Annotated in this window: 10 protein-coding genes; all 10 read right to left on the bottom strand. The window is 36.9% G+C overall.

Annotation, left to right across the window (positions count from 1 at the left end; genetic code table 11):
* Nucleotides 1–18: 18 nt before the first annotated feature.
* Nucleotides 19–1,596 carry an amidohydrolase family protein gene (locus SJY44_RS08590; protein WP_396592048.1) on the bottom strand — a complete coding sequence of 526 codons (1,578 nt, stop codon included), beginning with the start codon at nt 1,594–1,596 and terminating at the stop codon, nt 19–21.
* Between the two features lie 7 nt (nt 1,597–1,603).
* On the bottom strand, nt 1,604–4,117 hold the full coding sequence (locus tag SJY44_RS08595; protein ID WP_396592049.1) for a M14 metallopeptidase family protein: 2,514 nt from the start codon (nt 4,115–4,117) through the stop codon (nt 1,604–1,606).
* 42 nt (nt 4,118–4,159) lie between these two features.
* Nucleotides 4,160–5,377, bottom strand: coding sequence for a sensor histidine kinase (locus SJY44_RS08600; protein ID WP_396592050.1), 1,218 nt, complete (start codon nt 5,375–5,377; stop codon nt 4,160–4,162).
* A gap of 164 nt (nt 5,378–5,541) precedes the next feature.
* The gene (gene secA / locus SJY44_RS08605; protein ID WP_396592051.1) at nt 5,542–8,904 is read right to left on the bottom strand and encodes a preprotein translocase subunit SecA; all 3,363 of its coding nucleotides are present in this window, start codon (nt 8,902–8,904) and stop codon (nt 5,542–5,544) included.
* A gap of 133 nt (nt 8,905–9,037) precedes the next feature.
* The gene (locus SJY44_RS08610; RefSeq protein ID WP_013551418.1) at nt 9,038–9,262 is read right to left on the bottom strand and encodes a DUF2795 domain-containing protein; all 225 of its coding nucleotides are present in this window, start codon (nt 9,260–9,262) and stop codon (nt 9,038–9,040) included.
* A 125-nt stretch (nt 9,263–9,387) separates the two neighbouring features.
* Nucleotides 9,388–9,945 (bottom strand): cob(I)yrinic acid a,c-diamide adenosyltransferase, encoded by a 558-nt coding sequence (locus SJY44_RS08615; protein ID WP_396592052.1) that lies wholly within the window; start codon nt 9,943–9,945, stop codon nt 9,388–9,390.
* Nucleotides 9,942–10,076: a hypothetical protein gene (locus tag SJY44_RS08620; protein WP_396592053.1), complete on the bottom strand. Its 135-nt coding sequence runs from the start codon at nt 10,074–10,076 to the stop codon at nt 9,942–9,944. The genes SJY44_RS08615 and SJY44_RS08620 overlap by 4 nt, the downstream gene beginning before the upstream one ends.
* Nucleotides 10,077–10,110: 34 nt before the next feature.
* A complete protein-coding gene (locus SJY44_RS08625) occupies nt 10,111–10,551 on the bottom strand; it encodes a hypothetical protein (protein WP_396592054.1) in 441 nt (146 codons plus the stop codon).
* Between the two features lie 64 nt (nt 10,552–10,615).
* Nucleotides 10,616–12,493 carry an ABC-F family ATP-binding cassette domain-containing protein gene (locus SJY44_RS08630; RefSeq protein ID WP_396592055.1) on the bottom strand — a complete coding sequence of 626 codons (1,878 nt, stop codon included), beginning with the start codon at nt 12,491–12,493 and terminating at the stop codon, nt 10,616–10,618.
* A gap of 24 nt (nt 12,494–12,517) precedes the next feature.
* On the bottom strand, nt 12,518–13,687 hold the full coding sequence (locus SJY44_RS08635) for a DUF4105 domain-containing protein (RefSeq protein ID WP_396592056.1): 1,170 nt from the start codon (nt 13,685–13,687) through the stop codon (nt 12,518–12,520).
* Nucleotides 13,688–13,736: the final 49 nt, after the last annotated feature.

Genomic DNA, 13,736 nt, shown 5'->3' on the forward strand with positions numbered 1-13,736 from the left:
ACCTCTAAAATATGTACGCTATTTTAATCCCGGTTGCTTTATTTTGTAGTTTAATTTTTGTTTCTGCTGCTGTACTGTTGTTTTTACGTCTTGCAAAAGTGCCTTCGCGTCGTAGATAATTCCATCTTTTATGGTGTAGGTTACACCACCAACACGCACAACTTCGTTATCTTCTGTTAATTTAACGGCTCCAGTTCCATACAATACCTTTAGGTTTTTAAGTGGGTTTTCTGATACCACTACAAAATCTGCCAATTTCCCTACTTCTACGGTTCCAATTTTATCTGCCATTCCTAAGGCTTCGGCACCATTTAAAGTAGATGATCTAATAATTTCCAAAGGATGAAAACCCGCTTCGCGAAGCAATTCCATTTCACGGATGTATGCAAATCCATACAATTGAAAAATAAAGCCTGAATCTGAGCCAGTAGTAACTCTGCCGCCTCTATTCTTATACTCGTTGACGAAAGTCATCCAAAGCTTGTAATTCTCCCTCCAAGACACTTCTTGCTCAGTGCCCCAATCATGCCAATAAGAACCATGAGAGATTTTACTTGGCTGATAAAAGTCCCAAAGGGAGGGAAGGGTATACTCTTCATGCCATTCTGCCCTTCTGGCCCTATGTAAATCACGACTGGCTTCATAGATGTTAAAAGTTGGGTCAAGTGTAAAATCCAAACTTATAAGCTCGTCCATAACCTTGTTCCAATGCTCGGAATATGGTTTTGCGGCCTGTTTCCATAATTTACCAGCTTCTTCAAACCTATGTTGTTCATTTTGGTAGTTATATCCCAAGGGATAGTCCTGAACCGTTCTATCTTCAAACAAAGCCTCTGGAAGTCCGTACCAATGCTCCATGCTGGTTAGACCCGCTCTTGCAGAGTGCAACACATTCCAACGGGCAACATCTAACTGTGCATGGTGACAAGCAGAACGTAAGCCTAGTTTTTTATTTTCATCCAAAGCTGCTGCCATTATTTCTGGTGCAGCTCCAAAAAATTTAATTCCATCTGCCCCTCTTTCCGCATTGGCCCTTACCCATTTTCTGGCCTGAGCTGGAGTACTTATAGGTGCATCGTTCAATGGGTTAAAATCTTTGGTTTTCTGTCCAAAACCAGTGTATGCAAAGACTCTGGGTGCTATGATCTCGTTTTTCTCACTTTTTCGCTTTAAATCCAAAGTCCAATCAACACCACGCCCGCTGGGTTCCCTTACTGAAGTGATGCCATGGGCCATCCATAGTTTAAAAACATAATCATAATCTGCACCTTGTGCTATTCCTCCAATATGGCCATGCATGTCTACAAAACCTGGTAAGAGGTACATGCCGTTACAGTCGAGTTCTTTGCCGCCTGGTTTTAACGTTGGTCTTTTAGAATCGTCAATTTTAACGCCAGGGTAACCAACCACCTGAATTTTTACAATTTTATTGTTTTCAACAACAATGTCTATTGGGCCGCGAGGTGGTGCACCATTTCCATTGATTAACGTAACGCCTCTAATAATGAGTTGAGGAAAAGGACCCTCACTCATTTTTTCTTGTCCGTAACTTAAAAGAAATTGAAAAAGAAGTAAAAAAGAAAGTAATTTTTTCATAAGTGTATTATTCTGGAATTCTGATTTTATCTCCTAAAAACAAAGCATTTAAAAATAATCGGTTAGTACCGTACCAAGACCCTCTAAAGTTGGGGTTATCTGCAAACAGAACCACTCTTCCGCTTCCCAATTTACTTACTATTAATGAAGCCGATGGTTTTAGGTTTTCTTCCATATTTTTCTTGGTGATAAACCCATCAATATGTGGGTCTTTGGCATACTTTGCTACTGTGGCATACTCATTTTTACTGGGTGCCAACCAAACAGAGTTGTTTTTATAAACTGGAATGGAAGTATCGTTATAACCAAATGCAAGGGGATGGGTAATATCTAAATCCACTTTAAAAATTGCACCACCAAGACTTTCTTTTCCTAGGTCTTCAGGTGCATTTACATAAGGTTTGCGTTCAATGGTTTTTGTTGAATCTTTTTCTTTTTCAATTAATTTTTCATCTACTAATTCTTTATCAATAACCCATTTTGACGCAGTTCCAATAGTAATTAAGGTATTGCCTTTGTTCACCCAGCTCTTTATTTTTTCCTGTTGTTTTTTGCTAAAATCATAGCCTCCTGAGACCATTACCAAGGTATTGTAGGTATCCAGGTTAGCTTTTCCAAAATTTCGAACTGGGATTTTGGTTATTGGCATATGCACTCTAGTGTCTAGTAGATGCCATACTTCTCCAGCTTCATAAGAACGGACTCCGTCGCCTATTATCATGGCGGCCTTAGGCTTTTTTAAAGGAGAAATCCATCTACTTCCTAAATCAATTCCTTGTAAGCTATATCCTGAGTTAACAGAATACATTGGAACATGGTATTTCTTTTGTGCTTGTTGAACTAGCTCATAAACCGCATTTGCATCCTTTTTTTGAAGACTTACCGGAATTACCAATGCACCATAACCAAATTTTTGGCTACCCACAGAAGTATTGGCCGTAAAAGGTTTGGAGGAAGAGGAAATTACAAGTCCCTTAGATTGTAAATAATTTAGTGCAGCTACGGCGTTGTAATCATCATAATCAATGATATAAGCATATTCAGATTTACTTATGGATGTTGTTTTTACCAAATTATCCAGTGATGTAACCTTCTCCCCAAGATTTAGAGAGGTAACCGGTTTGTACTTCATATTGTAAAAGTTGGCTACAGACCAGGCAGATGCATCGTAATACACGCTGTCACGGTATTTCTCATAGGTTTCAAACATGGTTTGCACCATTCTATACTGAGGTTGTCTTGTAGGAACCACAAAATTGTTACCTGATTTATAAACATCAATTTTATGGAGTAAAAGTTTGTCAACAAAGGCTTTTACACGGTTAGGGTCATGTTCATCTTTGAATGAATATCCTTTTACTTTACTTTTTGATGCGTTTGCCATTCCACTTTTGAAGAACTCCTGCTGGTATTTCCTCAAAACTCCTTTATTCTCAACTGCTGCTTTAACAGTGGTAATACTAGAGGTGTATTGGTTTCTTATTGTGAAAGGAAAGGTGATTTCTCCAAAATCCGTGGTTTGTTTATGTCCTCTTGAACTTGCCTGTTCAAATAACAATCCCAATCCACCTTGTAAATCAGGGTAAGAGGAACCGTAGCCTGGATAAGTGCCATCAAACACTTCTTTTGTAAAGTAAAATGAACCGATGCTATCCAGCGCTTCGGCAAAATAGTTTCCGAATAAATTGTTCAGGTCTAAGTAATTTTCTTTTGGCATAATTGGGTTCAAAGAACCATTATCTTTCATGGGTTCAAAAAAGTAGGAGCTTTGGGTTCCCATTTCATGAAAATCTGTAACCACGTTTGGATACCACTCATGGTACCAAGTCAATTTACCTCTGCTTTCAGGATTTATTCCCAATAGCCAATCTCTGTTTAAATCAAACCAATAATGGTTTGTTCTGCCCCTTGGCCAATATTCATTGTGTTCCGCATCTTGAGGATCACCCACCAGTGGATTGCCTTGATACATGTTTGCCCATTGTGTATGTCTATCTCTACCATCTGGATTTATAGTGGGATCAACAAAAATTACACCTTTACTTATGTAATTTAATATTTCTGGATTGTTGGAGGCCGTTAAAGTATAAGCTGTTAATAAGGCTGCTTCTGAACTAGAGGGCTCATTGCCGTGCACATTGTACCCTAGGTTTATAAATATGGGCACATTGTCATAGTTCGTCGGACTTTTTGTTGGATCGGTAAATTCAAGATGTTGTGATTTTAACTGATCTAAATTCCCCAAATTTTCAGGAGAAGTTATCGTTAGAATAACCAATTTCCTGCCTTCATGAGTTCTTCCATATTCGTAAATGGAAGCTCTATCGGAAACTTCAGAAAGTTTGGTCAGATAACTTACAATTAAGTCATGTCTTGTGTGCCTTTCGCCAATGCCATATCCTAAAAATTCTTCAGGTGATGGGATGTTAGGATTGAAAGGGTGAAATTTTTTAAAGAAGTAGTCCTGAGCTGAAAGGGAAGTACTTAAAAACAGTGCTCCAAGGAGTAATTTTTTCAACATAAATATGAAGATTAGTTAATCTTCTAAAGATATGAAAAGGTTTTAATCGACAGAGTTGAATTCTTCTATTATTTCTTCAAATTCCATTCTGTAATAGGTGCCTTTTTTTTCTGAGTCCCTAGTGATGGAACCTCTTAATTGGCGAGCGAGGTTATAGATAAGTTTTAATCCTAATGATTTTGAAGTTTTAGGATCAATATCATCAGAATATCCGATGCCATTATCACCAATATACATTTCATATCGCTTATCCGATAGTTTGCGAAGAGAGATTAAGATTTCACCGGCCTTATCTTCCTTAATGCCGTATTTAAGAGCGTTTGTAATCGTTTCATTGATAATAAGGCCAAGTGGGATTACCGTGTCTATGCTTAGCTTATTCTCATCAATATCCAATTTCACTTTTACATTATTGGTATTTCCTTTTACTGATCGCACCAAATATTCGCATAGTTCCTTAACGTAGGGTTTTAGCTCAATTTTAGATAAATAGTCATCTCGTTTATAAAGCATTTCATGCACCATTGCCATGGAAACCACTCTGTTTTGACTACTCTTTATAATACTGCTAATCTTTTCATCTGCAATGGATCTAGATTGTAGACTCAATAAACTTGAAACAGTTTGCAGGTTATTTTTCACCCTATGGTGTACTTCTTTTAAAAGTGTTTCCTTTTCATCAATTCGTTCTTGAATTTCCCGCCTGGATTTATACAATTTATGATGTGCTCGCAATAAATTCTTTCCAAAAACACCACCAAGTAAATAGACAGCAAAAATTACACTTAAAAAAGAAAACCAGCTTCTAGATTCCAAAGGGATTGTATTTCCTGAGATTTTGAAATCACTAAAGTCATAAAGAAATATAATGGCAACAACTGCTAGGTTAATAATAAGATAAACTTGGCCGTAAATTTTTGTGGTTACATAGCCAGCAAATACTACTATGGCCAATACAAAAATAAAAGGGCTTTGAATACCACCACTAAACAACGTTATCAAGGTAGCGCCAACCATCGCCAATATGGAGGTGATATTATATGTTACCGTTAGATTTTCATGCTTGCGAAATAAAAAGGTGTTCAATAGGTTTAGGACTGCAAAGCCAAAAAATGTGTAGGGAATTATTCCTTTTATATCTAATAGGAATAAGCATATTATACCTAATATGACTGCAAATAAAGAAGAACTATAGTTAACCTTGAGCACCAATTGAATTTTGTCCTGTAAACGATATTTGTCCTTATTAGGAATTTTCATATGCTGCGTTGGTTGTTCTCTTCTACTACAAATTTATGTTAAAATATAGTGGTAAAAGTAGCTTATTATGGGGTGTTTAAGCTATAAATCTAATTATGTTTTTTATATAATCAAAAACGACAACCCTAAAAGGCTGTCGTTTAATCGGTTTAAATATTTTGAGATTAGTCTTCTATCAACACCCACTCACCTTTATGTATGAGAGGTTCAGCTTGTTTGTATTTAACAGTCTTACTTTCGCCGGACATTACATTTTTTATAGTGACCCGATCATTTCTTCCAATTTTCGGCTTCTCCCTAACAATAGTTTCTGTAATAGCAGGCCTTCCTCCTTGTGTTTGCCCAGCTGCTCTGTTTTGAGCGGCCAATTCATCACTATTGGGTATTTCTTCTTTTGAAGTTTGTATATTTTCCTTTGGTCTACGAACATTTCTGGCCTCTTGAATCTGGTTTGTGTTTTCTGTAGGTAATTCTCCTTTGAACAAAAAGGAAATAATCTCTTTGTTCACTTTGTCAATCATTTCTTTAAAAAGCTCAAAAGCTTCAAACTTGTATATTAAAAGCGGATCTTTTTGCTCATGAACGGCCAATTGCACGGATTGCTTTAATTCATCCATTTTGCGCAAATGTGTTTTCCAAGAATCATCTATGATAGCCAAAGAAATATTCTTCTCGAAATCTGTAATCAATTGTTTTCCATTACTGGTATAAGCCCCTTCCAAATTGGTTACAACGTTAAGGGATTTAATACCATCTGTAAATGGAACCACTATACGCTCAAACTTATTGGATTGATCTTCATATACTTTTTTAATGACCTGAAAAGCTACCGTAGCGCTTCTTTCCATTTTTTGCTGATAGAAATCATAAGCAGCGTTGTAGACACTAGTGGCAATATCTTGAAAGCTCAACTTTTTAAATTCCTCTTCGGTGACAGGAGAAGTAATTGAAAAATATTTGATTAGTTCAAATTCAAAATTTTTGTAATCATCTGCGGCCTTGTTGGTATCGGCAATAATTTCAGAGGTGTCGTAGATCATATTGGCAATATCCACTTTAAGACGTTCCCCTTGCAATGCATGTCGTCTTCTTTTGTATACAACCTCACGCTGAGCGTTCATTACGTCATCATATTCCAATAAACGTTTACGAATACCAAAGTTGTTTTCTTCTACTTTCTTCTGTGCGCGCTCAATGGATTTGGTCATCATGGAGTGTTGTATGACCTCTCCATCTTCCAAGCCCATACGATCCATCATTTTGGCTACACGATCAGAGCCAAACAGGCGCATTAAGTTATCTTCTAAAGAAACATAGAATTGAGAGCTTCCTGGATCTCCCTGACGTCCAGAACGGCCACGTAACTGTCTGTCCACACGTCTTGAATCATGACGTTCCGTACCAACAATGGCGAGTCCGCCAGCATCTTTTACTTGCGTACTTAGTTTGATATCGGTTCCACGACCTGCCATGTTGGTGGCAATGGTTACTATACCTGCGTTACCGGCTTCTGCAACAATGTCCGCTTCTTTTTTATGAAGCTTTGCGTTAAGCACGTTGTGCGGAACTTTACGAACACTCAATAGTTTAGAAAGTAGCTCAGATATTTCTACTGAGGTGGTACCAATTAGAACTGGTCTACCTGCATTTGATAGTTGGGTGACCTCTTCTATGATCGCATTGTATTTTTCACGTTTGGTCTTGTATATCAAATCGTGTCTGTCATCACGGGCAATAGGTCTATTGGTTGGAATTTCCATTACGTCCAACTTATAGATTTCCCAGAATTCTCCAGCTTCAGTAACTGCTGTACCGGTCATTCCAGCCAGCTTATTGTACATTCTAAAGTAGTTCTGAAGGGTAATCGTAGCAAAAGTTTGGGTCATGGCCTCAATCTTTACGCTCTCTTTGGCTTCAATCGCTTGGTGAAGCCCATCAGAGTAACGTCTACCATCCATAATTCGACCTGTCTGCTCATCTACGATCATAACCTTGTTTTCCATGACCACATACTCCACATCTTTTTCAAACAGCGTGTAGGCCTTTAATAATTGGCTCATGGTATGGATACGCTCACTTTTAACGGCAAATTCTTTAAAAAGCCCTTCTTTAAGTTCAGCTTCTTTTTCAATCTCTAGATTTTGGTTTTCAATTTTTGCAATTTCACCACCAATATCTGGCATTACAAAAAAGTCTTTATCCTGATCTCCAGAAATATAATCAACCCCTTTATCCGTTAATTCAATTTGATTGTTCTTCTCATCAATAGTAAACAATAGTTCGGCATCAACCTTGGGCATTTCGCGGTTGTTGTCTTGCATATAAAAGTTCTCTGTCTTTTGCAGTAACTGTTTTACACCTTCTTCACTCAAAAATTTGATTAACGCTTTATTTTTTGGTAAACCTCGATGTACGCGCAATAATTGAAACCCACCTTCTTTGGTATCTCCTTCACTAATCAATTTTTTGGCTTCTGCCAACACACCAGTTAAATACTGTCGTTGTTTTTGAACAATATCACCAACTTTTGGTTTTAATTCATTGAATTCATGTCTGTCACCTTCCGGAACTGGGCCAGAAATAATCAAAGGCGTACGGGCATCATCTATCAATACAGAATCCACTTCATCTACAATAGCGTAATGATGTGGGGGCTGTACCAAATCATCTGGGGTATGTGCCATATTGTCCCTTAGGTAATCAAAACCAAACTCATTGTTAGTTCCATAGGTGATATCAGAGTTATATGCCGCTCGTCGACCTTCAGAATTTGGCTGATGTTTGTCTATACAATCAACGGAAAGACCATGAAACTCAAAAATAGGGGCCATCCATGCACTATCCCTCTTTGCCAGATAGTCGTTTACGGTTACCAAATGCGCTCCTTTGCCGGGTAGTGCATTTAAGTAGAGTGGGAGAGTGGCCACCAATGTTTTACCTTCTCCTGTGTGCATCTCTGCAATTTTCCCTTCATGCAAGGCAATCCCCCCAATGAGCTGAACATCATAATGTATCATATCCCAGGTAACTTCTTTTCCGGCGGCATCCCAAGAATTTTTCCAAACTGCGTTATCTCCTTCAAGGGAAACATAGTCTTTTGTGCCTGATAATGACCTGTCAAATTCGGTAGCGGTTACAGTAATGGTTTCATTGGCAGTGAAACGCTTTGCCGTTTCCTTTACTACGGCAAAAGCTTCTGGAAGAATTGTATTCAGTGTGTTTTCTGAAATTTTGTAAGCCTCTTCATTGAGCTTGTCAATTTCAGTATAGATTTCTTCATTACGATCTATATCTGTAGAATTCTGGACTTCTTCCTTTAGTGCTTTGATTTTATCATCTATCTCCTTACAATCTTCTTGTATCTTGGATTTAAAGGAAACTGTTTTTTGTCTTAGTTCATCGTGGGTCAACCCTTCAAGCTGTTCTTCAAAGGATTTTATCTCTTTGACTAAAGGCTGTAACGATTTTACGTCTTTCTCTGATTTATCTCCAACGAAAACCTTTAGTACGGAATTAATAAAGCTCATGAATAATTTTTCTTTTGGATTGCAAAAGCTGTTCCATTGTCCTGAGGAGGGTAGAAACCTTTTGCTAGGCTGTCAAAATTACATAAAAAAAAGCCTCATAAGAGACTTTTTAGTAGTGTTTGTTTTTCTAAAATTAATACTCGTCCTCATTCCAGAGGTAATCCTCTTCGGTGGGATAATCGGGCCATATTTCCTCGATGGACTCGTAAATTTCACCACCCTCTTCTTCCATTGATTGAAGATTTTCAACAACTTCCAATGGCGCTCCGGTACGGATGGCATAATCTATTAATTCGTCTTTGGTGGCTGGCCAAGGCGCATCACTTAAATATGAAGCTAATTCTAATGTCCAGTACATAGTAACGGTTTGATTTTAAATTTTTTGCAAAAATAATTTTTAAACTGAATTTGTCAAGCAAAATCGACATTATTTAAAAAAATATTTTCAACATATTAGTTTGTAACGCAGAAAATAAGGATTTATTAGTCTAATTTTTCAGGAATCCACTTGACCTCTTCTGCCAACAAATCCTTTGACAACTTCCGTGCCAATACAAAAAGGTAGTCGGAAAGTCTATTTATGTATGCAAGTAGCATGTCAGGTACTGGGTCATTTTCATGTAAATATGAGATCATACGTTCCGCCCGGCGACAAACTGTTCTGGCAATATGACAGTATGACACAGTTGCGTGCCCTCCAGGAAGAATAAAATGAGTCATTTCTGGAAGTTGTTTGTTCATTTCATCAATTTCTTTCTCCAACAGCTCAATATCATCCTCATTTATTTTAGGGATTTTCAAGCGATTTTCTTTTTTTGGTTCGGTGGCCAAAATTGCACCTACCGTAAAGAGTTTGTTTTGAACCAAAGTGAGAATTTCTTTTGAGTTACGATCAATTTCTTGGTCCCTGAGCAGCCCTAGAAACGAATTTAATTCGTCTACAGTACCGTAACTTTCAATTCGAATATGGTGTTTTGGAACTCGTTTGCCTGTAAAAAGTGCCGTGGTAGCTTTGTCGCCAGTTTTTGTATAAATTTTCATTTTTCGTGTCTACGTTTACCTTCCATAAACTTTCGAGACTTTCTATTTCTTGAACCTCTTTTGTTCTTAAAAAGGATTGCTATGTAAATGATGGCCAATAACCCTAAAATGTAATAAATAGTATCACTCATGAGAGAAGTGCTTTTGATATTTAAAAATACTTTTTTAAATCCGGATGGTGAAATGTTCTTTTACTTGTTCCTTCCGAATAAAAAGAACGCCACAATGGAACATGTCTATGCTTACCGTGATCATTGGCAATTCAACAAGTTTTCTCCAAAGCTCTTGTTTTTTAGGAGTTTGATGAATGGAGTTGATAAAAATCATACTATTGTAATGGAATTTACCTTCTAATAATAAATGCTTTAGCTCATCGACCCTTAATTCTTCGACATAAAGTAAATCAATCATAGTTGTACCCATGACTATATTTGGAAAATGGGTGTGCAAGAGTTTTTTAAGGTCATGATTTCCCCAAAGCTCCATGGTATTATAGTCAAAGTAGGTGATGCTCTTTAAAAGTATGTTAATTGACTTTACATTGTCCCATTTTTGTTTTGAGTACAGGCATTTGGTAACATAATTAAAAACAAAAGGGGAGTGCACACCATGCTGGTTGGTTGATTTTATAAGGAACTTCAGGTATGTAATGAATTTTAAATACATTTGATTACCCTTCTAAAATAGCAGAAAGCGTAAACCAGCGTTCGGTTTTGGTTTCTATCGAATCGGAAATCTCTTTGAGTTTAATGGACAGCTGGGCAATTTCATCACCAGTTAATGCAGGATCAACAAATTTGGTTTGCAGTAACCTTTTTTGTTCTTCTAATTTTTGAATTTCCCTCTCTAACTGTTTATGTTCCTTTTGTTCTGAGTAAGATAATTTTTGAGAACTTACTTTTTCTTTCCAATTGGTTTTTTCAGCTTTTTCAGAACTATTGTTTTTGGCTTCTCGCTCTGCTATAACTTTACTGCTTTCATAAGCTCTATAATCCGAATAGTTTCCTGGAAAGTCTTCTATAATACCTTTGCCCTTAAATATAAATAAATGATCTACAATTTTATCCATGAAATAACGGTCGTGCGAGACTACGATTAAGCATCCCGGAAAGTCCAATAAAAAACTCTCTAAAACATTCAATGTTACAATATCCAAGTCGTTGGTGGGTTCATCCAAAATCAGGAAGTTTGGGTTTTGGATAAGAACGGTGCATAGATATAATCTTTTACGCTCTCCGCCACTTAATTTTTCAACAAAATCATATTGTTTCTTGCGATCAAAAAGAAAACGTTCCAACAGTTGTTGCGCCGAAATTTGTTTCCCTTTTTTCAAAGGAATGTAATCTCCAAATTCCCTAATGACATCTATGACCTTTTGCCCTTCTTTCGCATGGATTCCACTTTGGGTGTAATAACCAAATTTAAGCGTATCACCTACCACTACTTTTCCTCCATCAACTTCTTCTTTTTGGGTGATGATGTTCAAGAACGTGGATTTTCCAGTTCCATTCTCACCAATTATTCCAACCCGTTCCCCTTTAGTGAAGGTATAATCAAAATTTTCTAAAATAGTCTTATCCTCAAATGCTTTGGATACGTTGTGAAGCTCTAAAATTTTACTTCCCAAACGTTCCATATTTAACTCTAACTGTACTTCATGGTCAGTTCTCCTTTGGTGTGCTTTCTGTTTTATTTCTTTAAAATCATCAATTCTAGACTTGGATTTGGTAGTACGGGCCTTTGGCTGTCTTCGCATCCAATCCAATTCTTTTTTAAAAAGCAGTTTTGATTTGTGATGTTCTACAACTTCTCGCTCCATTCGTGCTTCTTTTTCTCTAAGGTAGTAGGAGTAATTGCCCTTATAACTATACAATTGATTGTTGTCCAGTTCTATAATTTCATTGCAAACACGTTCTAAAAAATAACGATCATGGGTAACCATGAAAAGTGTTATGTTTTCTTTGGTAAAATGAGACTCAAGCCATTCAATCATTTCTAAATCTAAATGGTTGGTTGGCTCATCTAGAATAAGTAAGTCAGGTCTATTTAAAAGTGCATTTGCCAAAGCCAGACGTTTTTTTTGTCCGCCAGAGAGTGTGCCTACTTTTAAATCAAGTTTATCTAAATGTAGCTTAAAGAGAATCTGTTTGTATTGGGTTTCAAAATCCCATGCGTTATGCCGTTCCATGGCTTCAAAAGCTTTTTGGTATTGCTCCGCATTGTCAGGATTTTGAACGGCACGTTCATAATTGGAGATGATTTTTAAAACTTCATTATCCGTACTGAAAATAGTTTCCTCGATGGTTAAATCTGGATTGAGATTAGGTTCTTGTTCTAAAAAAGCAATTTTTATCCCTTTTCTGCTTGTCACTTGCCCAGTTTCAGAACTGTCCTTGCCAGAAATTATATTTAGAATAGAGGTTTTTCCACTTCCGTTTTTGGCTATTAAAGCAATTTTTTGGTCTTTGTTTATTCCAAAGGAAATATCAGAGAAAAGGACCAATTCTCCATAAGATTTAGATATATTTTCTACTGTCAATAAATTCATTGGAATAAGTTAGGGGTAACTCTCTTATTGTCTTATAAATTTTAAGAGATAGGAATAGCGCGTTGCCAAAGTCAAAAGTAAAGGAATCACTATTGGGGAAAAAATTTGAACACTTATAATCCACAATAAGATTAAAACACCCAGGAGCGCTAAAGCTAACCACAAATATTTGGGTAGCCATGCTGGTAGTTGATTTTGAAACGCAATAACAAACGCAACAACTAAATTTAAAGGGAAGGCCCACAAAAAATTGAAATTTTTTGGTGTGGAAGTATGATCAGTGGCAAACCAAAGTAAAAGTATGCTTGTGCCAATAATCCCAGTTATTAAAAACAATGAAAAATCTAACCAGCGACTACGAGTTTTATGTTTATGGTCCAGGTATGTAACTATGCCTGTGAACAAAAACAATAAAGTGAACCAAAATAATGGAGACATTGGAAAAAAACCATTTCTCATATGTTCGCTATAGTCTAAAATGGTGCGTTCCCTTTCTAACAGGGGTTTGCCACTCTTGGTTGTATTCCTCATCTGCTCCATGGCATAATATGGCAAAAACATATGTTCTTGAACAGTTGCTTTGCGATCTACCACAGCACCAAAGGCCAGATCAATACCAAAAGAGGACCAAGAGTTAATATCCAAATTTTGTCTTACAAGCTCCCTAAAGGTGTATAGCCTATCCAAATGCGAACCATCAAAAACAATGGCATCTCCAAATTGCTGCACTAAAATATCTCCGGTAATGCTAGAACAATTATTCAATAAGGGATCATATAGATAATCTCTGTTTTCTGGCAAATAATTATCCTCAAAAAAAACGAGCAACTTGTTTTTTTCTGCTAAGGTCAAATCCAAAATCTGCTCTTTAACCCACCTTTTTTCCAATTCATATTCAAACAAAAATCTGTCAAAACTCCTTCTGGAAAGCGAATAGACCAATTTTCCCTTGGCAAAGTTCAAATAGAAGTTGGGTTTATTAAAGTCAAATGTTCCGTAGTTGTAGACCACGTCAATTCCTAAGACAGTATCTTGAACCCGGAAAGCACTATGTCCAAAAGCAGAGAAGAGCTCATCTCCCGAGGCGCAAGTGAGAAAACTAATTTTGGAATTTTCGGTTAAGGTAGGGGTTTGGGAAAATCCATTTCCCCCAACCACAAAAAGCATTACCAAAAAGAAAATCCAATGTTTCATTTCTGACTTTATCAGCGCAAATATCTAAATAAATACTACAAGGCGGAAC

The organism is Allomuricauda sp. R78024, from assembly GCF_044596045.1.
Taxonomy (GTDB): Bacteria; Bacteroidota; Bacteroidia; order Flavobacteriales; family Flavobacteriaceae; genus Flagellimonas.